The sequence below is a fragment of the Arthrobacter sp. NicSoilB4 genome, assembly GCF_019977335.1.
Classification (GTDB): Bacteria; Actinomycetota; Actinomycetes; order Actinomycetales; family Micrococcaceae; genus Arthrobacter.
Genome location: NZ_AP024653.1, coordinates 123,535 through 146,024 on the forward strand (window position 1 = coordinate 123,535; position 22,490 = coordinate 146,024).

At 67.7% G+C, this 22,490-nt stretch carries 23 protein-coding genes; 14 read left to right on the forward strand and 9 right to left on the reverse strand.

Translation table 11 applies throughout. The annotated features are described in order from the left end of the window. The first annotated feature begins 97 nt into the window (after positions 1-97). The 3 genes from LDO13_RS00600 to LDO13_RS00610 all read left to right on the forward strand — a co-directional run bounded on the left by LDO13_RS00600 (position 98) and on the right by LDO13_RS00610 (position 2,483). Complete coding sequence (locus LDO13_RS00600; protein ID WP_224048169.1) at positions 98-346, forward strand: hypothetical protein; 249 nt, start codon at positions 98-100, stop codon at positions 344-346. 174 nt (positions 347-520) lie between these two features. Beyond that, positions 521-1,264, forward strand: a complete 744-nt coding sequence (locus tag LDO13_RS00605) for a glycerophosphodiester phosphodiesterase (RefSeq protein WP_224049847.1) — start codon at positions 521-523, stop codon at positions 1,262-1,264. A 94-nt stretch (positions 1,265-1,358) separates the two neighbouring features. Next, positions 1,359-2,483, forward strand: a complete 1,125-nt coding sequence (locus LDO13_RS00610) for a glycerate kinase (protein WP_224048170.1) — start codon at positions 1,359-1,361, stop codon at positions 2,481-2,483. Positions 2,484-2,487: 4 nt separating this feature from the next. On the opposite strand, the gene LDO13_RS00615 is transcribed toward LDO13_RS00610, so the two are convergent. Both LDO13_RS00615 and LDO13_RS00620 read right to left on the reverse strand, forming a co-directional pair. Continuing rightward, positions 2,488-3,198 carry a DUF6766 family protein gene (locus LDO13_RS00615; RefSeq protein WP_224048171.1) on the reverse strand — a complete coding sequence of 237 codons (711 nt, stop codon included), beginning with the start codon at positions 3,196-3,198 and terminating at the stop codon, positions 2,488-2,490. Between the two features lies 1 nt (position 3,199). Further along, positions 3,200-3,685, reverse strand: coding sequence for a DUF6328 family protein (locus LDO13_RS00620; RefSeq protein ID WP_224048172.1), 486 nt, complete (start codon positions 3,683-3,685; stop codon positions 3,200-3,202). A gap of 263 nt (positions 3,686-3,948) precedes the next feature. Between LDO13_RS00620 and LDO13_RS00625 the strand changes: the two genes are divergently transcribed. Both LDO13_RS00625 and LDO13_RS00630 read left to right on the forward strand, forming a co-directional pair. Beyond that, positions 3,949-4,848 carry an SDR family oxidoreductase gene (locus tag LDO13_RS00625; RefSeq protein ID WP_224048173.1) on the forward strand — a complete coding sequence of 300 codons (900 nt, stop codon included), beginning with the start codon at positions 3,949-3,951 and terminating at the stop codon, positions 4,846-4,848. Between the two features lie 70 nt (positions 4,849-4,918). Next, positions 4,919-5,437 carry a hypothetical protein gene (locus tag LDO13_RS00630; protein ID WP_224048174.1) on the forward strand — a complete coding sequence of 173 codons (519 nt, stop codon included), beginning with the start codon at positions 4,919-4,921 and terminating at the stop codon, positions 5,435-5,437. 114 nt (positions 5,438-5,551) lie between these two features. Here LDO13_RS00630 and LDO13_RS00635 read toward each other — a convergent pair whose 3' ends face one another. Next, complete coding sequence (locus tag LDO13_RS00635; protein ID WP_224048175.1) at positions 5,552-6,889, reverse strand: solute carrier family 23 protein; 1,338 nt, start codon at positions 6,887-6,889, stop codon at positions 5,552-5,554. Positions 6,890-7,128: 239 nt separating this feature from the next. Between LDO13_RS00635 and LDO13_RS00640 the strand changes: the two genes are divergently transcribed. Together LDO13_RS00640 and LDO13_RS00645 are read left to right on the forward strand one after the other, a co-directional pair. Then, a complete protein-coding gene (locus LDO13_RS00640) occupies positions 7,129-7,734 on the forward strand; it encodes a malonic semialdehyde reductase (protein ID WP_224048176.1) in 606 nt (201 codons plus the stop codon). Between the two features lie 364 nt (positions 7,735-8,098). Further along, positions 8,099-9,262, forward strand: coding sequence for a GGDEF domain-containing protein (locus LDO13_RS00645; RefSeq protein WP_224048177.1), 1,164 nt, complete (start codon positions 8,099-8,101; stop codon positions 9,260-9,262). Between the two features lie 49 nt (positions 9,263-9,311). Here LDO13_RS00645 and pgm read toward each other — a convergent pair whose 3' ends face one another. After that, on the reverse strand, positions 9,312-10,973 hold the full coding sequence (pgm, locus tag LDO13_RS00650; protein ID WP_224048178.1) for a phosphoglucomutase (alpha-D-glucose-1,6-bisphosphate-dependent): 1,662 nt from the start codon (positions 10,971-10,973) through the stop codon (positions 9,312-9,314). A 135-nt stretch (positions 10,974-11,108) separates the two neighbouring features. On the opposite strand from pgm, the gene LDO13_RS18570 reads away from it, so the two are divergent. After that, a complete protein-coding gene (locus tag LDO13_RS18570) occupies positions 11,109-11,690 on the forward strand; it encodes a DUF4190 domain-containing protein (protein WP_263422137.1) in 582 nt (193 codons plus the stop codon). A 93-nt stretch (positions 11,691-11,783) separates the two neighbouring features. Further along, positions 11,784-12,038 (forward strand): hypothetical protein, encoded by a 255-nt coding sequence (locus LDO13_RS00660; RefSeq protein WP_224048179.1) that lies wholly within the window; start codon positions 11,784-11,786, stop codon positions 12,036-12,038. Positions 12,039-12,080: 42 nt separating this feature from the next. Here the strand turns inward: LDO13_RS00660 and LDO13_RS00665 are convergent, their stop codons facing one another. The 3 genes from LDO13_RS00665 to LDO13_RS00675 all read right to left on the reverse strand — a co-directional run bounded on the left by LDO13_RS00665 (position 12,081) and on the right by LDO13_RS00675 (position 16,400). Then, positions 12,081-13,550: a peptide MFS transporter gene (locus LDO13_RS00665; RefSeq protein ID WP_224048180.1), complete on the reverse strand. Its 1,470-nt coding sequence runs from the start codon at positions 13,548-13,550 to the stop codon at positions 12,081-12,083. A gap of 192 nt (positions 13,551-13,742) precedes the next feature. Then, a complete protein-coding gene (locus tag LDO13_RS00670) occupies positions 13,743-14,855 on the reverse strand; it encodes an alcohol dehydrogenase catalytic domain-containing protein (RefSeq protein WP_224048181.1) in 1,113 nt (370 codons plus the stop codon). A gap of 105 nt (positions 14,856-14,960) precedes the next feature. Next, positions 14,961-16,400, reverse strand: coding sequence for an amidase (locus LDO13_RS00675; protein ID WP_224048182.1), 1,440 nt, complete (start codon positions 16,398-16,400; stop codon positions 14,961-14,963). A gap of 282 nt (positions 16,401-16,682) precedes the next feature. On the opposite strand from LDO13_RS00675, the gene LDO13_RS00680 reads away from it, so the two are divergent. The 3 genes from LDO13_RS00680 to LDO13_RS00690 all read left to right on the forward strand — a co-directional run bounded on the left by LDO13_RS00680 (position 16,683) and on the right by LDO13_RS00690 (position 18,326). Beyond that, complete coding sequence (locus tag LDO13_RS00680) at positions 16,683-17,009, forward strand: rhodanese-like domain-containing protein (protein ID WP_224048183.1); 327 nt, start codon at positions 16,683-16,685, stop codon at positions 17,007-17,009. Positions 17,010-17,027: 18 nt separating this feature from the next. Beyond that, a complete protein-coding gene (gene pheA, locus LDO13_RS00685) occupies positions 17,028-18,008 on the forward strand; it encodes a prephenate dehydratase (RefSeq protein ID WP_224048184.1) in 981 nt (326 codons plus the stop codon). Positions 18,009-18,101: 93 nt separating this feature from the next. Further along, entirely contained in the window at positions 18,102-18,326 is a 225-nt protein-coding gene (locus LDO13_RS00690) for a hypothetical protein (protein WP_224048185.1), read from the forward strand. Between the two features lie 23 nt (positions 18,327-18,349). Here LDO13_RS00690 and LDO13_RS00695 read toward each other — a convergent pair whose 3' ends face one another. Continuing rightward, positions 18,350-19,414, reverse strand: a complete 1,065-nt coding sequence (locus LDO13_RS00695; RefSeq protein WP_224048186.1) for a diacylglycerol kinase family protein — start codon at positions 19,412-19,414, stop codon at positions 18,350-18,352. 88 nt (positions 19,415-19,502) lie between these two features. Here LDO13_RS00695 and serS point away from each other — a divergent pair, with 88 nt between their 5' ends. Continuing rightward, positions 19,503-20,783, forward strand: a complete 1,281-nt coding sequence (serS, locus tag LDO13_RS00700; RefSeq protein WP_224048187.1) for a serine--tRNA ligase — start codon at positions 19,503-19,505, stop codon at positions 20,781-20,783. 129 nt (positions 20,784-20,912) lie between these two features. After that, entirely contained in the window at positions 20,913-21,785 is an 873-nt protein-coding gene (locus LDO13_RS00705) for an HAD family hydrolase (protein WP_224048188.1), read from the forward strand. A 24-nt stretch (positions 21,786-21,809) separates the two neighbouring features. On the opposite strand, the gene LDO13_RS00710 is transcribed toward LDO13_RS00705, so the two are convergent. Then, positions 21,810-22,409 (reverse strand): helix-turn-helix domain-containing protein, encoded by a 600-nt coding sequence (locus tag LDO13_RS00710; protein ID WP_224048189.1) that lies wholly within the window; start codon positions 22,407-22,409, stop codon positions 21,810-21,812. Positions 22,410-22,490: the final 81 nt, after the last annotated feature.

The following is a 22,490-nucleotide window of genomic DNA, read 5'->3' on the forward strand; positions in this document are numbered from 1 at the left end:
GCAGACACCGGACTCCCAGCTTCCGGTCAACTGGCGTTCACCTTGGCGTCCTACGCTGAAACCTCACGACGGATCAGCCGACTGACAGTGGGACATCATGGCCAGGTACCGCACGAAGAACATGGACGACACGCCCCTGCGCCCGGCGGCACCGGACGCGCACTGGAAGAGCCTGCAGCGGGGCGACCGGGTCAGCGTCCGGCTGGCGCCCGGCTACGAGACGGCAGGCCGGGTGGACGCCGTCACGGCGGACCACACCGCCGTCTGGGTGGACCTCGACGGCGGCCGGGGCCGCACGCTGGTGCACTGCAGCGACGGCGTGGAGATTTTCCCGCACACCAACTGATCCAGCCCCTGCCGGGCTGCGCCACTCAGCACCTCGGCGTTCCCGGCGCTTGGGGTGCCGAGGCGTGTGCTGCCGTGCCGCGCAGGGCTCCGCTAGGCTTCAGGAGTGAGCACCCCACACCCGTTTTTTGCCTCCGGCCCTGGCGCCGGTGACGGCCCGGATCTTCCCGTGGCCATGGCCCACCGCGGCTTCTCCCGGGACGGCCTGGAGAACTCCATGGCGGCGTTCCGCGCCGCCGTCGAACTGGGGTTCCGGCATTTGGAGACGGACGTGCACACCACGGCCGACGGCGTCCTGCTGCTGTTCCACGACGACACCCTGGACCGGGTCACGGACGGCCGCGGCCGGATCTCGGAGCTCCCGGCGGAAGCCGTGGCCCGGGCGAGGATCGGGGGCGCGGAGCCCATCCCGCTCTTCGAAGAACTAGCCGAGGCCTTCCCTGATGTCCGGTTCAACCTTGACGTCAAGGACTGGAACTCGGTGGATACCCTGGCCGCGGCGATCGAACGGTTCGGCCTGCATGACCGGGTACTGATCGCCAGCTTCTCGGACCGCCGGCGCCGTGCCGTGCTGAAGCAGTTAAGCCGCCCGGCCGCGGGCTCGGCCGGGATCGTGTCCAACGCCCTTTTCGTCCTGCTGGGGCCGGTGCTGCCCGCGCCCCTGCTGCGCCTCACCGCGGGACGTGCGCTCCGCGGCGTCCACGCCCTCCAGGTCCCGGTCAGATACGGCGCCGTGACCGTCGTGACGCCCGGCTTCGTCAGGCGGGCGCACCGGCACGGTCTGCAGGTGCACGTCTGGACCGTCAACGATCCCGCGGAAATGCACCGGCTGCTGGACCTCGGGGTCGACGGGATCGTCACCGACCGCGCCGACCTGCTCAAGGAAGTCTTGCTGGAACGCGGCGGCTGGAGCGGCTGAACCCGGCGGGACAGCCAGTCGGGGCGGCCGGGCCCGGGCCGAAACCCGCCGGGCCGGTGCGGCCACTGTCCGGGGCTGCTGGCAGGATAGGACCATGCGCATTTTGATCGCCCCGGATAAGTTCAAGGGCTCCCTGACCGCCGCCGAAGCCGCCGCCGCCATCGCCGAAGGAGCCCTGCGCGTCTATCCCGACGCGGAGACCATCCAGTTTCCGGTGGCCGACGGCGGCGAAGGAACCCTCGAGGCGGCCGTCGCCGCAGGGTACGAGGAGCGGCTGAACGCAGTAGTGGGCCCGATCCTGGCGCCGGTCGGCGCGGCCTGGGCGATCCGGAAGGACGCCTTCGGCGGGGCTACCGCCGTGATCGAAACCGCGCAGGCCTCCGGGCTGGCGCACATGGAGCCCACGCCGGCCAACGCCCTCCGCGCGCACAGCTACGGCTGCGGCCAGCTGATCGCCGCCGCCCTCGACGCCGGCGCAACGGAGATCGTGCTGGGCCTGGGCGGCTCGGCAATGAGCGACGGCGGGAGCGGCGCCCTGCGCGCGCTGGGCCTGAAACCGCTCGACGCCGCCGGCAACGTGGTGCCGCTCGGCGGCGGTTCGCTCGCCGAAGTGGTGCAGCTCGACGTCAGCGGCCTCGATCCGCGGCTCCGCTCGGCCACCTTCCGGATCGCTGTCGACGTGCAGAACCCGCTCGTCGGTCCCGACGGGGCAGCCCATGTCTTCGGCCCGCAGAAGGGCGCCGACGCGGACGCAGTGGAACTGCTGGACGCCGGACTCCGCAACTGGGCCTCGGTGCTGCGCCAGTCCACCGGCCGGGACGTCAACATCCCGGGCGCCGGGGCAGCCGGCGGCTTCCCGGCGTCGTTCCTGGCCTTCAGCGACGCCGCGCTGGAAGGCGGCTTCGAGCTCGTGGCCGGACTCACCGGGCTGGCTGACAAACTCGTGCAGGCTGACCTTGTGATCACCGGTGAAGGCTCACTGGACTCCCAGTCGCTGACCGGCAAGGCTCCGATTGCGCTCGCCGATGCCGCGCAGCGCCTTGGAATCCCGGTGATAGTGGTTGCCGGACGGATCCTGGTCACTCCGGAGGACCTTGCCAATCACGGTGTGGTGGCGGCGGCGCAGCTGCTGGACCTGGCCGGGAGCCCGGACGACGCCGTCGCCAACGCCGCGAAATACCTTGCCTGGGCCACGAGCCAGGTGCTTGAAGGGGCCTGAACGCTCAGGCGCCTGTCTCATAGTGCGGCTCCGCGACCGGCTTGGATTCGGGGGAGCCCCGCTCGCGGAGGTACACCGACGCGCCGACGAGGACGGCGACGGCCAGGAACTCGCTTTGCCAATTCTGGAAGGACTCAAACCAGAAGCGGCTCGTTGCCAGGTACTCCAGGACCGTGACGGGAGCCTGGCCGTGGCTCCGCTGCTCGGAGCTGTACTCCTCCGCGCCGCCGATGGCGTGGAGCGCAAAGGACGCCAGGAAGAACAGCAGGAACATGATCGACAGCGAGTGTTCGTAGAGCTTGAGGACCCATCCTCCGCGCCGCACGGGCCAAGGGGTGGCCGGTTTCAGGGTCGCGTCCCGGGGGTCCGCGTCCTGCGGGGCCTCCCGGCCCAAAGGCTTCGACTCTGAGGATCCCTTCTGGAACAGGAACACCGTCAGGATGACGTACATGCCCATCTGCAGGAACTCGGACTCCCAGTTTTCAAACGTCGCCTCAAGGAAAGCGCCGGTGCCGACGTACCCCAGCACCGTCACGGCAGATTCTCCGTGGGCCAGCTGGTCTGCGCTGTAGTCGGCCGTTCCGCTGAAGATCATGCCGCCGAAAAACACCACAAACAGGCCGACATTGGCCAGCAGCAGGCCGTGGCCCTTCACCCAGCTCCCCGGCGTCCGTAACTGCGAATTGCTGCGGTGCCGGCTTCCGGCGCTGGCCACGTCAGTTCCCCTTTTCGGCCTGCCTGCGGAGCCTGCTGGGCACGTAGACGAGCAGGATCAGCAGCACGACCAGCAGCACCGTTCCGGCAACCAGGCCTGCTGTCCGGCCCGCCGTGACGTCGAAGACCAGCGCGGAGGTGCCGACGCTGAGAAGCCCGACGCCAGCCAGGGCAACCTTGGCGATTCTGTCCGCGCTGGACACCAGTGCCGCACGGAGGTGCAGGCGGAACAGGCGGCGGTGCACACTCACGGGCAGCAGGATCAGGGCCGTGGTGAGCGCGGCCAGCGCCACGTTGGCCAGGTAGAGGGTGGTCTGGAAATCGTCCAGTGTCTCGAACCTGGACTGGAACGGCAGGGTCAGCAGGAAGCCCGCCAGGATCTGCACTCCGGTCTGAAGCACGCGCAGTTCCTGCAGCAGTTCCATCCAGTTGCGGTCCAGCTTTTCGATGGTGGACTCATTGCGCCCGCCCTTCGCGGACTCAGTCATACGCCCCGTCACGGACTCTCTGGGAGCGGACTCCGGCTCCAAATCGGACATGTGAGCCTCCACTGGATGATGGTCTGGCTGCGGTGGCAGTCAAATCTCAACCTAGGCTTGAGTGTTACGAAATTCAAGCTGATACTAAGGGTGCTGATCAATTTTCCGGGTAGGGTGGAATTGTTTACTTCGTGGGACAGTTCCACAGGTCCGGGCCACCGCCCGCGGCCCGGGAGCAGCCTTGGAAAACCGACAAGTTTGGCAGGTGGACTATGAGTCAGTCGAACAATCAGCAGGACCAGCCGCGCGACCCCCGGCGCGGCTACCACTCCGGACCCTTCCCGGAGCAGGTGCAGGAGCAGCCGGGCCTCACCGCGCCGATGGACCCTCAGCCGGACCACGGCGAGGAAAGTTACGAAGGCAGCGGTGCCCTCACGGGGAAGGCGGCGCTGATCACCGGGGGGGACTCCGGGATCGGCAAGGCCGTGGCCATCGCATTCGCCCGTGAGGGGGCGGACGTCGCCATCTCCTATCTGCCGGAGGAGGAAGCCGACGCCCAGGACACTGCTGCGTGGATCCGCAAAGCCGGCCGCAAGGCGCTGCTGATCGCCGGGGACGGGCGCAAGGAGGATTTCGCCATCAGGATCGTCGAAGACGCGCTCGCCGAATTTGGCCGCCTCGACGTCGTTGTGCTGAATGCCGCGTACCAGAAGAACCGCCACAGCTTTGAGTCGCTCCCCACCGAGGAGTTTGACCGCGTCTTCCAGACCAATCTCTACTCGCTGATCTGGACTGCGCGGGCTGCGGTGCCGCACCTGAAGGCTGGCGCGTCAATCATCACGACGGCATCGATCCAGGCGTTCAACCCTTCGCCCGAGCTGATCGACTACGCCATGACCAAGGCCGCTCAGGTCGCGTTCACCAAGGCTCTGGCCCGGGAGCTCGGCCCGCAGGGGATCCGCGTCAACGCCGTGGCCCCCGGACCTATCTGGACGCCGCTGATCCCGGCGACCGAGTGGCCTGAGAAGCTGCCGTCCTTCGGCCAGGACACGCCGCTGCAGCGCGCGGGACAGCCGGCGGAACTCGCCCCGGCCTACGTGCTCCTGGCCTCCGATCACGGTTCCTACATTTCCGGCGCCGTCTTGCCCGTCACTGGCGGCAAAGGCCTCTGAAGCCCTTTCCGGCATTTCCGGCAGATCCAAGACACCACGCAGTTCGCGTTTCCACTACGGGAGGAACAGCATGACCGAGGAAAAGCAGCAGGAACCGATCGAGGAAACAGGCGGTTACGGAACGCCCACGGGGGAGCAGGAGCTGCCAGGCGGAGACGCCAGGAAGTTCGCCCAGCCCCGCGAAGAAGAAGCTTTCGAGGCCGCTGGACTCAGCCAGGACAGCCCGAACGGCGAGACTTACCCCGCCGGGGTACCGGACCTGAGCCAGTTCGGCGCCGAAGACCAAGACAGTGCAGGAGAACCCGGGGCAGGACGCTTCGGAGGAACGGAGGAACAAATGAGTTCAGAAAACGCCAGCACAACCCCCGGCTACGACGCAGACGCCACGGAGAATTCCGAGGTGGCCATGCCGTCCGCTGAGGCGGAGATGGATGCGACCAACACCGAAGAGCCCGACGCCGGGCGGCCGTTCTCCTCGGAGCCCGGCCAGGATGCGGCCGGCCTTCCGGACGGATCGGGAACGGACCTGCCCGACAGCAAATCCGCTAAGGACGGCGACGACGACGAGGAACCCTTCGACGCCGGCTAAAGCGGCCGTGCGACTCCAACGCCGCCGCGCCGCCGCGCGAGGCAGCGAAGGCCGGGGTCCGGACACCCACGTGGTGTCCGGACCCCGGCCTTCGGCCTGTAGTTCGCGGCGGCGTTAGCGGCGCTTCTTCGGTGCGCGCTTCACGGCGGCCGTGGCGGCGGCCACGGGTCCTTCAGTTTCCGGCTCGGCCACGGTTCCGCGGGCCTTCGCGATCGCCGTCATGCCGTGGTAGATCACCAGCGCCGCTGCGGAGCCGAGGGCGATGCCGGTGAACACCAGTTCGCCGATGGTCCAGGTGTAGTCGGCGATGCCAACGATCAGCGCGACGGCGGCCGTGGTCAGGTTGATCGGGTTGGAGAAGTTCACCTTGTTCTGCACCCAGATCTTGACGCCCAGGACGCCGATCATGCCGTAGAGCATCGTCGCCGCGCCGCCCAGCACGCCCGCCGGGACGGTGGCGATGAGCTCGCCGAACTTGGGCGAGAAGCTCAGGATCACGGCGAAGGCACCGGCAATCCAGTAGGCCGCCGTCGAGTAGACCTTGGTGGCGGCCATAACGCCGATGTTTTCCGCGTAGGTGGTGGTGCCAGACCCGCCGCCCATGCCGGCAAGCACTGTTGCGGCGCCGTCGGCCAGCAGCGCCCGCCCGGAGACGCCGTCGAGGTTCTGGCCGGTCATGGCGGACACCGACTTCACGTGGCCGATGTTCTCCGCCACGAGGACCAGGACCACCGGCACGAACAGCCCAACGACGCCGACATGGAATTCTGGGGTCTGGAAGAACGGCAGCCCCACCCAGGCGGCGGAGTCCACCTTGGCGAAGTCCACTTCGCCGCGGATCATCGCCACGACGTAGCCCACCACAACGCCGACGAGGATGCTCAGCCGGCCCAGGATTCCGCGGAAGAAGACGCTGACGACGATGATCGTGGCCAGGGTGATGAGGGCAGTGATCGGGGCGGCGTCGAAGTTGTTCTTGGCTGCCGGGGCGAGGTTGAGGCCGATCAGCCCCACGATGGCGCCGGTGACGATGGGCGGCATCAGGCGGTTGATCCAGCCGGCACCGAACTTCTGCACCACCGCGCCGATGATCGCCAGCCCGACGCCGGCCAGCACAACGCCGCCGAGCGCGCCCGCGACGCCGTACTGCTGCTGCGAGGCCATGATCGGTGCGATGAAGGCGAAGCTGGACCCGAGGTAGCTGGGGACCTGTCCCTTCGTGATGACCAGGAACAGCAGCGTGCCGATGCCGGAGAAGAAGAGCGTGGTGGCCGGGGGCATGCCCGTAATGATCGGGACCAGGAAGGTGGCGCCGAACATGGCGACCACGTGCTGCATCCCGACGCCGATGGTCAGCGGCCAGGCAAGGCGCTCATCCGGCCTGACGACCTCACCGGGGCGGATGGACTTGCCGTTGCCGTGAAGCTTCCATTTGGTACCGAGCATGCTCATTGCCGGGGCCTTTCAGAGAATGTGTGGCGGGGCGGGAAGGAATCTTCCGGGGGCAACTTTACCGCGCCGGTGTTTCCAGCATGCGTCGGCGCCCGCGCCGCCGAAACCAACGCCGGGTGCCGGTGTGCCGGAAGTCACGGGGCGTTGCGGGAAGTGCGGGACACAAGTTGAAGTTGCAACTATGGACAGGAACCAGTGGCCGCCGCCCCCGGCGGGCACGCCCAGCGAAAGGGACGCTTATGACCATCGCCCATGACGAAGCAGTAATCGACGCCGCCGCAGTGGACGCCATCTTTGCCGAGGCCCGCACCGCCAACGCCTTCACCGGGGAAGTCACCGACGAGCAGGCCCGGGCCATCTACGAACTCACCAAGTTCGGTCCCACCGCGTTCAACTCCCAGCCGCTGCGCGTGACCTACGTCCGGTCCGACGAGGCCCGCGCCACCCTGGTCGAAACCCTCGCCAACGGCAACCGCGCTAAAACCGCCACCGCACCGCTAGTCGCCATCCTCAGCTACGACACGTCCTGGCAGGAACAGTGGGACAACTTCCTGCCCGGCTACAACGCGCCAAAGGCCATGTACGACGCCGCCCCGGACCTCGCCGCGGCCACCGGCAACAACAACGCCCACCTGCAGGCCGGCTACTTCATCCTCGCTGTCCGGTCCCTCGGCTTCTCCGCCGGACCCATGACGGGCGCGGACTTCACCGCGATTGACGAGGCGTTCTTCCCCGACGGCGGCCAGAAGAGCTTCCTCGTCGTCAACATCGGACAGCCTGCGGCCGACGCCTGGGGCGCGGCGAAGCCGAAGTTCGCATACGACGACGTCGTCCGCACCGTCTGACGCGGCTCGCCCCGACGCGGAGGTGCCTCCAGTGTTTTGACGCGGAGGTGCCTCCGGCACTCTTTTTTACGCGGAGGTGCCTCCGGCACCATGGGGGACAGGCCGGAGGCACTCGGGACGCAATTCTGCGGTTGAGCGCAAGGCCGCATCCGGGGCCGATTCCAGTTTAGTCCGCTTCACGCCCGTTGCCAGAGGCCCGGGGGATCCCGCCCGGCTTGCCCTTGGCGGATTCCAACTCGGCGGCCGCAAAGTCATATGAGAGACGGGTGTCACACTTTGTCCGCCGGGGTGCCATACTAAGCTCACCTGCGGCGCGTAGTCGACGCACATCGGGCTATTGCGAGCGGACCGGGGGGCCCACTACATGACGCTTGACACCTTATCTTTGCGTGTCGCCCTGGCGGTGGTCGACCTGACCCTGCTGCTGCTCTTCTACTTCATCACTTTCCGCCGGACACGGTCCACCTACAGCGGCTCGTGGTGCCTGGCGCTCCTGTTCTTCCTGTCCGGCAATGCTGCGTATCTGCTGGACGGGACGCCGCACCAGGTCTGGGCCAACCCGTTGGGGAACGTGTTTCTCGTAGCCGGCGCGTCCAGCATCTGGGCGGGCGCCCGTTCGCTGCGCACCACGGTCCCCAAGATCTGGTATCTGGCGGCCGGGCCGGCCATTACTGCCCTGGCGTCGGCGCTGGACCAGCCTGCCACGAACGTGTGGTCAGGCGGCCCGGCCTATCTGGGATTCATGGGCCTGCTGATTGGCCTCGCCTGCCGCGAACTGTTCCTGCTGGACCGGCACTTCTCGCGCGTGCACCGCACATTGGCCGTGGGCTCCGGCTTCCTCGCGGCGTTCTATCTGGGCCGTCTGGTCACCTATATTCTCGAGGGACCCGACGGGGCGGTGTTTCTGACCGTCTTTGGATCCGTCCCGGCGACAGTCACTTCGGCCGTGATCATGGTTGTGGCGTCCTTCACGATGGCGGAGCTGAGCTATGAGCAGCAGACCCAGGATCTCCGTGCCCGCGCCACCGTGGACGGGCTGACCGGGCTGCTAAACCGCACGGCGTTCCTGGACCTGGCCGAGGACGAACTGCGCCGCCTCACCAGGGCCCGGACCACGGCGTCGCTGATCCTGGCGGACCTGGATCACTTCAAGGCCATCAATGACGAGTTCGGCCATTCGGCGGGTGACACCGCCCTGCAGGCATTCGCGGAGGCCTGCACGTCCACCGTCCGTTCCACCGACCTTGTGGGCCGCTACGGCGGCGAGGAATTCATCATCCTCCTGCCGGGCGTGACGCCGGAAACGGCCGCTGAAATTGCCAGGGACATCAGCGCCCGGCTGCAGGCGTCGGCGTCGACGGTCATCCCCCGCCTTCCTACGTCCAGCTACGGCATCTCGTCGACCGCGCCCGGCCGTGTGGATCTTGACGCGATGATCGCCTCCGCGGACGCCGCTCTTTACCGGGCCAAGACCCTGGGCCGCGACCGCTCGGTGCTCGCCGGCAACCTCGAGGCAGAACCCGTCTGAACGGACCGGGAGCGTCGGGCCTGCGCACGGCCGGCCCGAACGCCCGCCGCTAGGAGATGACCCCGTCCACCAGCGCCTTTGCCTCGGCTTGGACCTGCTTGAGGTGCTCGGCGCCCTTGAAGGACTCGGCGTAGATCTTGTAGACATCCTCGGTGCCGGAGGGCCGGGCCGCGAACCAGGCGTTCTCGGTGACCACCTTGAGCCCGCCGATCGCCGCCCCGTTGCCGGGCGCTTCGGTCAGCTTGGCGGTGATGGTTTCCCCCGCGAGTTCTGTCGCGGTGACGTCCGAGGGCGAGAGCTTGCCGAGGGCCGTCTTCTGCTCCCGGGTGGCCGCCGCGTCGATCCGGGCGTAGACCGGGTCGCCGAACTGGTCGGTGAGGCCCTTGTACAGCTGCGACGGTGACTTGCCCGTTACTGCCGTGATCTCCGAGGCCAGCAGGGCCAGCAGGATGCCGTCCTTGTCGGTGGTCCAGACGCTGCCGTCCATCTTGTTGAAGGAGGCTCCGGCGGATTCCTCGCCGCCGAAGGCGCCTTCTCCGGACAGCAGCCCCGGGACGAACCATTTGAAGCCCACCGGGACTTCGACCAGTTTGCGGCCCAGGCTTTCGGCCACGCGGTCGATGATCGAGGAGGAGACCAGGGTCTTGCCGATCACGGACTGCGGGTTCCAGCCGGTCCGGTGGCGGTAGAGGTAGTCAATGGCGACGGCGAGGTAGTGGTTCGGGTTCATCAGCCCGCCGTCCGGAGTAACGATCCCGTGCCGGTCGGCGTCGGCGTCGTTGCCGGTGGCGACGTCGAAGGGTGCGGACCCGTCCGCACCAACAGCCATCCGGTTGATCAGCGAGGCCATCGCCGACGGCGAGGAGCAGTCCATCCGGATTTTTTCGTCCCAGTCGAGCGTCATGAACGCCCACTGCGGATCGACGGTCGGGTTGACCACGGTGAGGTTCAGGTGGTGGCGTTCGCCGATCTCGCCCCAGTAATCCACGGACGCCCCGCCCATCGGGTCCGCGCCGATCCGGACGCCCGCCTCGCGGATGGCATTCAGGTCCAGCACGGAGGGGAGGTCGTCCACGTAGCTGCTGAGGAAGTCGAACTTGCCGGTGGTCCCGGCGGCGAGGGCGTCGGCCACGGGGATCCGCTTGACGCCGCGCAAACCGTTTTCGAGGAGTTCGTTGGCGCGGTTGGCAATCCAGCCGGTGGCGTCGGTGTCGGCGGGGCCGCCGTGCGGGGGGTTGTATTTGAATCCGCCGTCGCCGGGCGGGTTGTGGCTGGGGGTCACCACAATCCCGTCAGCCTGCGGCGCGCCGGGGGCGGCATTGCGGTTGTGAGTCAGAATCGCATGGCTTAGGGCGGGGGTGGGCGTGTAGCCGTGCCGGGCGTCGATGAGGACGTGCACGCCGTTGGCTGCCAGCACCTCGAGCGCGGAGTTCTGCGCCGGTTCGCTCAGGCCGTGGGTGTCCTTCGCCATGTAAAGGGGGCCGGTGATGCCCTGGCCCGCCCGGTATTCCACGATCGCCTGCGTGATGGCGAGGATATGGGGTTCGTTGAAGGACGCCTTCAGGCTCGATCCCCGGTGCCCGGAGGTGCCGAAGGCCACCCGCTGGCCGGGATCACCCAGATCCGGTGAAACGTCGTAGTACGCATCCAGGAGCGCAGTGAGATCAACAAGGTCTTGGGGTTGGGCAACAGTGCCCGCGCGGCTAGCCATGGCACCAGCATGCCAGACGGGCGCGGAAGGGGACATGATTTCGGCGGATTACGGCCCCTGTGACGCAAGAAATATCCTGCCCCTTGGAGCGGAGCGGCGGTACGCTGAATCCAGAGACTTCGCGAGGGGAAAACCATGACTGACCAGCCGAAACCGGACAAAGACGAGACTCCTGAGGGCTACCGGCCGCCGTCGCACATTCCGGCGTACGAGTCCGACGTTCCTGCGCCGCCGCCGGGGACGTCGGGGTACGGGCAGCAGGGCTACGGCTACCAGCCGTCCGGAACGCCGGACCAGGCAGGCGAGCAGTTCACCCAGCCCACGGACCAGTACGGCACGCCGGCGCAGTACGGCCAGCAGCCCTATGGCCAGCAGCCGTACAGCACGGCGTCTCAGTACGGCCAGCCGGGCACCCCGTTCAACGCCTACGGCCAGCCGGCCTACTACGGTGTGCCGCCGGAACCCAAGGGCCTGAGCATCGCCAGCCTGTGCTGCGGCATCGCCGCCTTCGTGGGGCTGGGCTTCTTCCTCCTGCCGCAGCTCGCGGCGGTCATTCTTGGCCACATGGCCCTCAAGCGTGAGCCGGCGGGCAGGGGCATGGCCATCGCCGGCCTGATAATGGGCTATGTGGGGATCGCGCTGACCATTTTGGTGATTGTGCTCATCGTGGTGGGGCTGGCCATCGGCAGCTCAACCTACCGGGGGTACGGGGTCTAGGCGCCTCCGGCCGAGGTAAGAGCCGCCTACGCCGTCGTCCCAAATCCGCGCCCAGCCGCCGCCGAGGGCGCTGGCGTTGTGTTGCATCCGCTCGTGGCTCAGCGCCGCGGCCTCGATCCCGAACCCGGGCCGGAAGGTCAGCACGTCCCGGCCTTACGTGTCCCGGCCCAGGAACCGAGGGGAGCCGTCGAAACCGGCGTCTTCCAGACAGTCGAGGTACGCGACGACCGCCAGGGACTGCGGCTGGTGCGGGCGGCGGATTGTTCCGCCCACCCGCACCACACCGTCGGTGACATCGCCCGCCGGCAGGAGTTCGACGTCGGACGCTCGCCTGCGGCGGGGATCTAAACGCGGGACTCAGGCGGCGCGTGGTGCCTGGGGCTCATCGGCTCAGCGTACGCCGCCCATCAGCTTCTTGATCGCCGGCGAGGCCGCGGCCAGACCGACGGCCAGCAGCATGGCCGTGCCGCCGATGCCGATGAAGTAAGGCAGTTCGTCCTCCGGGTTGTACAGGCCGGAGAGCATGCCGGCCAGGGTGGTGCCCAGCGACACCGAGAGGAAGAACAGCGCCACCATCTGGGTGCGGAAGGCTTCCGGCGCCAGCTTGGTGGTCACGGACAGGCCAATGGGGGACAGGAACAGCTCCGCGAGCGTGAACAGGAACAGGATTCCCACCAGCGCCAGCAGCGGGGTCTTGCCGACGCCGGCCAGCGGGATGAAGGCCAGGAAGGCAAGGCCCATAACGAAGAGGCCGATCGAGAACTTCAGCGCCGAGCCGGGCTGTTTACGGCCGAGCCGGGTCCAGAGGGCAGCCATCACGCCGGCGAAGATGATGATGAACACCGGATTGATGGACTGGACCCAGGCCGCCGGCATTTCCCAGCCGAACAGATTCCGGTCCAGCTTCTCCTCCGAGTACACGGCGATGAAGGTGAACTGCTGCTGGAACAGTGCCCAGAATGCGGCCGAGGCGATGTACAGCGGGATGAATGCCCCGACGCGCCGGCGTTCGGTGCCGTTGACCTTCTTGCTGCTGAAGATCAGGGCGAAGTAGAGCACGGACGCGCCGATGGCCGCGTAGGCCATGGACATGGCCAGGTTCTCCGCATTCACGATTCCGGTAGCCAAAAGCACGGCGATCACGGCGGCAATGGCGCCGAAGCGCAGGCCGTACTTGGTGCGCTCGTCGGCGGGCAGCGGGTTGTGCACCTGGTGCGCCGACTCGGGCAGGTTCTTGCGGCCCAGCGCGTAGATGACCAGTCCGACGCCCATGCCGACGGCGGCGGCGCCGAAGCCCCAGTGGAAGCCCTGGCTTTCCTGCAGCCAGCCGGTGACAAGCGGGCCGATCAGCGCGCCGGCGTTGATGCCCATGTAGAAGATGGAGAATCCGGCGTCGCGGCGTTCGTCTTTCTCCCGGTAGAGGCTTCCCACCAGGGCCGTGGCGTTGGCCTTCAGGCCGCCGGAGCCGACGCCGACAAGCACCAGGCCGGTGATCAGGCCGGGAATGCCCGGCACGAGGGCGAGGCCGATGTGGCCGGCCATGATCAGGATCGCGGAGCCGAACAGCACCTTTTCGGAACCGAAGAGACGGTCCGCGAGCCACGCACCCAGGATGGTGGAGAGGTACACGCCGCCGCCGTACGCGCCGACGAGGCCGGCGGCCAGGGCCTTGTCGATCCCCAGGCCGCCCTCAGCGGCCGTGAAGTACATGTAGTAGAGCAGGATGCCCTGCATGCCGTAGAAGGAGAAGCGCTCCCACATCTCTACGGAGAAGAGGCTGGCCAGCATCTTTGGGTGGCCAAAAAAGGACGTATCGCCCGGCGTTGTAGCGGGGGGACGGGATAAATGAGTTGTGCTCATTTACTTAATGCTGACATTGTGACGCGTGATTGTCACATTCGCGGGGCCCAGGGGCAAGTCATACGCCCGGCGTTTCGCCCTCCGTTTCCGTACCGTTGCGCCATCAATTGCCGTTGATCTGGACCCTTTGAGGGCGGCATAGCAGCCGCAAGTGATAGCGCAACCTGGGGGTGGCGGGCGGTGCGGGGCCGGCTACCCGGCGTCGAACATGATGACCTGGCGAACAGCCTTTCCGTCGGCCAGCTGGTCCATGGCCTGGTTGATGTCCGCCAGCGCGATGCGCGAGGAGATGAGCTCTTCGACCGGCAGTTTCCCTTCCCGCCAGAGCTGGGCGTACTTGGGAATGTCCCGTGAGGGCACTGCGGAGCCGAGGTAGCTGCCGACGATTGTGCGGGCCTCGGCGGTGACGGTCAGCGGCGAGATCTGGGCGCGGGCGTCGGGGTGCGGCAGTCCCGCGGTGATGGTGGTGCCGCCCACGGCGGTCGCGGCGAACGCCGTTTCGAAGGCGCGCGGGTTCCCGGCGCATTCGATCACGTATCTGGCCTTGACGCCTTCCGCCAGGACCTGCTGCGGCGTGTAGGTCTCGTGGGCTCCGAGGCGGCGGGCGTGCTCGAGTTTTTCCTCCAGCGTGTCCACGGCAACGATCCGTGACACACCCTGGGAGATTGCCGTGATCAGCGCGGCCATCCCCACGCCGCCAAGCCCCACGATCATGATGCTGTCCTGCGGCCCGGGCCGGGCGGCGTTCAGGACGGCACCGCCTCCGGTCAGCACGGCGCAGCCGAGGACGGCGGCGACGTCCGCCGGGATGTCATCGCCCACCGGGACGGCCGAGGCGCGGTCTACTACGGCATGCGTGGCGAAGCCCGAGACGCCCAGGTGATGGAAGATCTTCTCGCCGCCGCGGTCCAGGTGCATCGATCCGTGCAGAAGGGTGCCTTCACCGTTGCTTTTCGAACCTGCCGTGCAGGGGAGCCGGCCGTCTTCGGCGCAGTTCTCGCACTGTTCGCAGCGGGGCAGGAAGGACATCACCACGCGCTGGCCCGGGGCGAGGTCCGTCACCTCGGAGCCGACCTCGACGACCCGCCCCGCGGCCTCATGCCCCAGCAGCATCGGCACCGGACGCACCCGGTTGCCGTCCACAACGCTCAGGTCCGAGTGGCAGATGCCGGCAGCCTCGATCCTGACCAGGATTTCCGTGGGGCCTGGGCCGTCAAGCTCCAGCTCGGAGATGGTGATGGGCGTGGAATCCGCGAACGGTCGGGGGCGGCCGATTTCCTCAAGTACTGCGCCGGTAATCTTCATCGATCCCTCTCATGTGGTTCCAGGCTGGAACACGTCGTGGCTTTGCTCTGCTAAACCGTAGCGGCACCGGCCCCGTAATTCACCTACGCCGGGCGGGCCGGGAGGCTAGCACCCTACTTGTGCGGCCAGCTGCAGCAGCAGCGACTCGGAACCCATCGGCCCGATCAGCTGGACCCCCATCGGCAGCCCGGCACCCGTTGCCCCGCCGGTCCAGTGCACCGGAATGCTGATGGCGGGCAGCCCGCACACGTTCACCATGGACGACCAAGGCGCGTATTCGCACTGCTTGCGGTAATCGCCGTCGGCATCCCCCGCCCATTCGGCCGCCGGCCAGTACCCGTCGCCGTGGGCGGCCCCGGTGAACCAGCCCACCGGGCGTGGGGTCTGCGCCAGCGCGGGCATCAGCATCAAATCCCAGGCGGCGTACTGGGCGATCGTGTCCCGGCGAAACTGGTGCAGGAATCCGAGGGATTCGGCGAGTTTGGCGGGCCCGTGTTGCTGCGCGCGGCGCCGGAATGTCCGTGTCAGCGGCGCCAGGAGCGCCTCGCGCTGGGGCGTGATCCGGGCATCCCCGACGGCGGCGGTCCAGGCTGTGGTGAACGCGCCCGGGTAGCGGTTGTCGTAGCGGATGGAGGCTTCCGAGGTTTCGTGCCCCGCCGCTTCCAGCCGCCGGATGCCTTCGGCAAGGGCGTCCATCGCCTCGGCGTCGGGGGTGAAGGGGAAGATCGTCTGCCAGGGGCTATCCAGGCTCACTCCGATCCGGAGCTTGGGCGGGTCCTGGGCGGCGAGTTCAAGGTAGCCGGGCGCGGACTTGCCGGGTCCGGGGCCGGTTCGGGGGACCATGGCGTCGAGCAGCAGCGCGGCATCCGCCGCAGTACGGGCCAGCGGCCCGGACACCACCAGTCCGGCAGGGTCGCCGGTGCTCTCGCCCGCCGGAGCCAGCCCGCGGCCTGGCTTGAGGCCCACGAGCCCGCACGCGGCGGCAGGGATGCGGACCGAACCGCCGCCGTCGGAACCGGGGGCAAAGGGAACTAGCCCGGCTGCCACCGCTGCGGCGCTGCCGCCGCTGGAACCCCCCGAGCTGCGGCTGAGGGCGTAGGGATTCCGCGAGGGTGGCGCGATCCGGTTCTCGCTGTACGCCGTCAGCCCGAACTCCGGAACCTGGGTCTTGCCCAGTGAGACCACGCCCGCGCCCTTAAGGGTGGCGACGAGGGCGCCGTCGGTCAGGGCGGGCTTGTGGTCCAGGGCGGCGCTGCCGTGGGTGGTCACGACGCCGGCGACGTCCGACAGGTCCTTGAAGGCCACCGGCATCCCGTGCAGCGGCGCCAGGACGGTCCCCCCGCGCACGGCCCGGGCGTGGGACTCGTCCGCCGCGGCCGCGTCCAGCAGGGCCTGTTCCGCGGTGACGGTGATGAAGGCGCCAAGGTGGCGGTTTTCAGCGGCGATGCGGTCCAGGAAATGCCCCGTGGCCTGCCGCGAGGACAGCTCGCCGGAACGCAGGGCGTCGCGCAGCTCCACGGCGGAGAGTTCGTGGATCTCAGCCACGGTTACGCGGCTCCAGCGGGTTTCCAGGGCGGCCTAACGTGGGACATGTCCAGTGGTGGTGCGGGCGGTTGGACATGGTGGCGTTATGCCCAGTCGCCGCGGCCGGGGGAGGGCATGTCCCGTGGTCGGGGGAGCGGGGAGCCACCCGAATCGCGGGCCGTTCAGCTGCCTCGGGTCTCCTTTGCGCCATCCCAGAAGCGTAACGTGCTGCCGGGTAGGGGTGCGGCACCGGCGGCTGGCGATACGCTGGAGGCAGACCATGCATTTTGCGAAGGGACGACCATGAGCGACTTTGACACGGTGACCGTGTCCGGCATCCCCGAAGGGGCCAGGATCCTTGATGTCCGCGAAGACTACGAATGGGTCGCGGGCCACGCCGCCGGTGCGCTGCATATCCCACTGGACCAGCTTCCGGCCCGGCTCGAGGAACTCGACCCCGACGAGGACCTGTACGTCATCTGCCGCACCGGAGGCCGTTCCTTCCGCGCCGCCCAGTGGCTTTCCGGGCAGGGGTACTCCGCCCTGAACGTGGCCGGCGGCATGGACCAATGGCTGGAAACCGGTATGCCGCTGGTGTCCGACAACGGACTCAAGCCCGTCATCCTGTAGTTGAAGAAAGAAGCGCCGATGCCCGCATCACCCCTCACGTACACGTTCCTCGGACCCGCGGGCACTTTCACCGAGGCGGCCCTGATGCAGGTTCCCGGCGCGGAGGATGCTGTCCGCGTTCCGTCGTCGAACGTCAATACCGCGCTGGACAGGGTCCGTGACGGCTCGGCGGACGCGGCCATGGTGCCGATCGAAAACTCCGTGGAGGGCGGCGTCACCGCTACCCTGGACGCGATCGCAACCGGACAGGAACTGCGGATCCTGCGCGAAGCCCTTGTGTCGATCAGCTTCGTGCTGGTGGCCCGGCCCGGGACCAGAATCGAGGACATCCGCCGGATCTCCACCCACGGACACGCCTGGGCCCAGTGCCGGCTCTGGGCCGACAATAATATTCCTAACGTGGAATATATTCCGGGCTCCTCCACGGCCGCGGCGGCCATGGGCCTGCTGGAAGGCGACCCCCACTATGACGCGGCAATATGCGCCCCGATCGTGGCAACCGAGCAGCCCGGACTCGAGGTGCTCGCGGAGAACATCGGCGACAACCCCGGCGCGGTAACGCGTTTTGTGCTGGTCGGCCGGCCCGGCGAGCTGCCCGAGCCCACCGGTGCCGACAAGACCACCGTGGTGGTGCCGCTGCCGGAGGACCGCCCCGGCGCGCTGATGGAGATCCTTGACCAGTTCGCCACCCGCGGCGTGAACCTCAGCCGGATCGAGTCGCGGCCCACCGGCCAGTACCTCGGCCACTACTTCTTCAGCATCGACGCCGACGGCCACGTGGCAGACGCCCGCGTGGCGGATGCCCTCGCCGGCCTGCACCGGATCAGCCCTGCCACCCGCTTCCTGGGTTCCTACGGCCGCGCCGACGGGCACCGGACTGTTGTGGAGCCCCACACCTCGGACCAGGCATTCCGGGCCGCCCATGCTTGGGTCAAAGACATACTGTCCGGAGCATCTGTGGTGCCGGAATATACGTCCGGGGCTTCGCCCACAGCGTAGACAAATGCCACATCTGGCACTTCCGCGCCTATGAAACTGTGCGTATGCTTGCCTGATCCATATTGGGGAAGTCCTCTACCGAGGGAGCAGGTCATGGCAGGAACCAGCCTTGAAAATGACGGCCAGGGAATGATCGTGAATCCCAAGCCGACCGCTGACAACCAGGACTGGGACGGCGACGACGCCGACCGTGCAGACCGGCTGCGCTTCGAAGAGGAGCAGGCCATGATCCGTGAACAGTCCGAGGCGCGCGCCGCCAAAGCGGCAGCAGAAGCGAAGAAGGCCGCAGCCGCGGACAAAGACGCCGTGGAGAAGTAAGCCACTCCCCGGGGAGCCTGCGCCTAATCCCCCTCCGCACCTTCCTTGACCCGCACAAGCAGCGAGCCGGGGGCAACCTGCACGGTGACCTTCGTGGCAGCACCCGTCGGGTCGCCGTCGACCTGTGTTGGCATCGGCTCTGCGCAACGGATCGTGATCTTGCCGGAGCGGTAATACGTCATCACCGGCAGGTTTCTCTTGTGCTTCAGCACGATTTTCCAGTACATCGCCAACCAGCCGATCGCGCTGCGCGGACTCATCACCACGACGTCGAGCATCCCGTCATCAATCATGGCCTGGGGGATGAAGTCGATGCCGCCGGGGATCAGGCCGCAGTTCGCGAACAGGACGCTGCGGATTTTCCGGCTCTGCTCCGGCTGGTCGTCCAGCGAGATGGACACTTTCTTGCGGCGGCCCGGGAGGTGCCGCACGCCAGCTTCGGTGTAGGCCAGCCATCCCACGGCCTTCTTCAGCCCGTCGTTCGTGTCGCCCACGACCTCCGCGTCCATGCCGATGCCGGCAATGACCAGGAAGGTGTGCTCCGCCGCCTCGTGGGTCCGTGAGTTCTCCACCTTCATCCGCGCTGTGTCGATAAACCGCTGGTGCCCGAACAGGGCGGTCTGGACATTTCCCTGCAGGTCGCCCACATCGAGGTGGATGTTGCGGGCCAGCAGGTTGCCGGTGCCAAGCGGGATCAGGCCCATGGCGATGTCCGTGCCGGCGAGGGCATCCGCAACCACCCGGACTGTGCCGTCACCGCCGCCCACGAGGATGACGTCGGCGCCGTACTCGACGGCGGCCCGCGCCTGCGAAAATCCGGGGTCTTCGGCGGTGGTGTCGAAGAACCGCGGCGGCACCCAGCCGGCCGCGGCGCACGCATTTTCGATCACCGTGCGGGCCTCGTCGGACCGGGATTTGATGGGGTTCATCACCACAGCGACCTTCTGCTGGCCCAGGCCCGGGCTGTGCGTTTCCTCCCACACTGCGCTGCGCGTGTGCTTGGCTTTGAGCTTGCGCACTCCCCACCAGCTGGATACGGCGAACGCCAGGACTCCAGCGATGACGAGGTACAGCAGCCAGTCGCGCATTGTGCTCCAACACTATCCCGCCGGTGGCCGGAGGCCGACTGCCCGACAATTGCCCGGTAATGCTGGATGGATTGGATACTCTTGTCTGGTGATCGACGTAAAAGACCTCAGCGAAAATCCGGATAAGTTCCGGGCCAGCCAGCGCGCCCGCGGCGCCGACGAATCCGTGGTGGACGCGATCATCGCCGCGGACTCGGCCCGGCGTGCCGCCCTGATCCGCTTCGAAAACCTGAGGGCCGAGCAGAATGCCTTCGGCAAGAAGGTGGCGCAGGCCAAGGGCGAGGAAAAGCAGGCGCTGCTGGCCGAGGTCAAGGCCCTCGCGGGCGAGGTCAAGGCCGCCTCCGCCGAGGCCGACGTCGCACAGGCCGCCCACGAGGAACTGCTGCGAGGCATCCCGAACCTCATCGTCGACGGCGTCCCCGAGGGCGGCGAAGACGACTACATCGTGGTCAAGACCGTCGGCACGCCCCGCGAATTCACAGATTTCGAGCCCAAGGACCACCTGGAGATCGGTGAGCTGATCGGCGCCATCGACATGGAACGCGGGGCGAAGGTTTCCGGATCGCGCTTCTACTTCCTGCGCGGCGTTGGCGCCCGGCTGGAGATGGCGCTGCTGCAGATGGCCATGGAGCAGGCCATCGACGCCGGCTTCGTGCCCATGATCACGCCGACGCTGGTGCGCCCGGAAACCATGCAGGGCACCGGTTTCGACGTCAAGCACGACGCCGAGATCTACCGCCTCGCCGAGGATGACCTCTACCTCGTGGGCACGTCCGAGGTGGCCCTCGCCGGCTACCACGCGGACGAGATCCTGGACCTCTCCGCCGGTCCGATCCGCTACGCCGGGCAAAGCTCCTGCTACCGCCGCGAGGCCGGTTCGCACGGCAAGGACACCCGCGGCATCATTCGCGTCCACCAGTTCAACAAGGTGGAAATGTTCATCTACACCACAGTCGAGGAGGCCGCGGCCGAGCACGCCCGGCTGCTGGCCTGGGAAGAGGAGATGCTGGCCAAGTGCGAGCTGCCCTACCGGGTGATTGACACCGCCGCCGGAGACCTCGGCAACTCCGCCGCCCGCAAGTTCGACTGTGAAGCCTGGGTCCCGACGCAGGGCGCCTACCGCGAGCTGACCTCGACCTCGAACTGCACCACCTTCCAGGCGCGCCGGCTGAACATCCGCGAACGTGTGCTGAACGAGGACGGGGCCCCCAAGGGAACCCGGGCCGTCGCCACGCTCAACGGCACCCTGGCCACGACCCGCTGGATCGTTGCCATCCTGGAGCACCATCAGAACCCGGACGGCTCCGTCAGCATCCCGAAGGCACTGCAGAAGTACCTCGGCGGCATGACGGTCTTCCCGGTCATCTGACCTGAAGTCCGGGCCCGTTCCCCTCGCTGCGCCGCGGGGAACGGGCGTCAACAACTGTTCACCCCCGGTTCACCGCGTGCTGTGGCCTGCGTCCTAGCGGCTGTCGGGGGTGTCTGTTCTACTTGTGAGATGACAACATTGACTGAATCCTCAGTCGCCGGCAACGATGACCGGCGAGACAACAACCAGAACCAGCAGAACGCAGCGGCCCACAAGCTGATGGTCGCGCTCGACGTCGACGGCACGCTCGTCGACCACGACGGCCACATGTCAGTGCCCGTCCGCGAAGCCGCGCAGGACGTCGTGGCCGCAGGCCACCACGTCACCATCGCGACCGGCCGGTCACTGAACGCGGCGCTGCCCATCATCGAGCACATCGGCATCGACAACGGCTACGCCGTGTGCTCCAACGGCGGCGTTACGCTGCGCCTGGATTCCAGCCTCAGCGACGGCTACGAGATCGTGCACAAGGCCACGTTCGACCCGGGTCCCGTGCTGCGTGCGCTGCGCCAGCGGCTGCCGTCGGCCAAGTATGCGCTCGAGGACGTGGACGGTAACTTCCTCTCCACCGAGCGCTTCCAGGACATGAGCTTCGGCGTGGAAGCAATCGGCGTCGACTTCCAGACGATGCTGAAAGCCACCGCGGTCCGCGTTGTGGTCTTCAGCGCCGAGAACACGCCCGAGGAGTTCAACACCGCCGTCCGGCACATCGGCCTGGCCGGTGTGACGTACTCGGTGGGCTGGACCGCGTGGCTGGACATCGCCGCCGCCGGCGTCACGAAGGCGAGTGCGCTGGAGCACCTCCGCGGCCGGCTGGACATCGAGGCGCACCGCACGGTCGCCGTCGGCGACGGCCGCAATGATATCGAGATGCTTACGTGGGCGGCCCGCGGCGTTGCTATGGGCCAGGCGCCCGCGGAAGTCATCGCCGCCGCCGACGAGGTCACGCACTCCGTTTTCGACGACGGCGCCGCGCACGTTCTGCGCAGCCTGCTGTTGTAGCAGCGCGGCCCGGCGGAGGTGCCGTCAGCGCACTTCGAGGATGAGGCCCAGCAGCCTCGCCGCGGCGGGACGCGCAGCGTGTTCCTCATTCCACTGGGCCCGCGCCACGGCCTTGCTGACCGCCTGGGTGGTGATGCCGAGCTCCTCGGCCACTGCCTTCTGCTGCCCGCGCACGCCCGGCGTCATAAGGTCCAGCACCCGCCATTCCGCGGGGCTGCGGTCGTGCACGATATGCCCCAGCAGCCGCAACACGGCTTCCGACTCCGCTGCCAGGTCGGCCAGCGGGCCCTCCACGGCCACCGGGATGCGGTCCTTGCCGTTGCGGAGCCGGTCCACGGCCCGGCGGGCGTAAATCAGCCCGTGGCCCGAGGCGTCTTTGATCTGGTTCGGCAGCGGCTCATTGACCGGCCCGACGCCGATCCCGACGTACCAGCTGCCGGTCCGCAGCGCGATCATCGCAGCCTCGACGGCCTGGTGCGGGGAGTCCACAATGCCTTGGACTTCGTCCTCCACCGAACGGTCGAAGTCGAGGCGCGCCGGGATGTGCCGCAGGTCCTTAAGGAGTTGCGGCACGCAGTCGCCGTCGCGCCGGCTGTCTGTTTGGTTGATGGTCAGCGTGAACATTCTGGGACCACACTACCCGGTGGTAGATTCGTGGCAAATGTCTTAGTCCGGCCTCGTCACATGACCAATCACAGCCGGTGA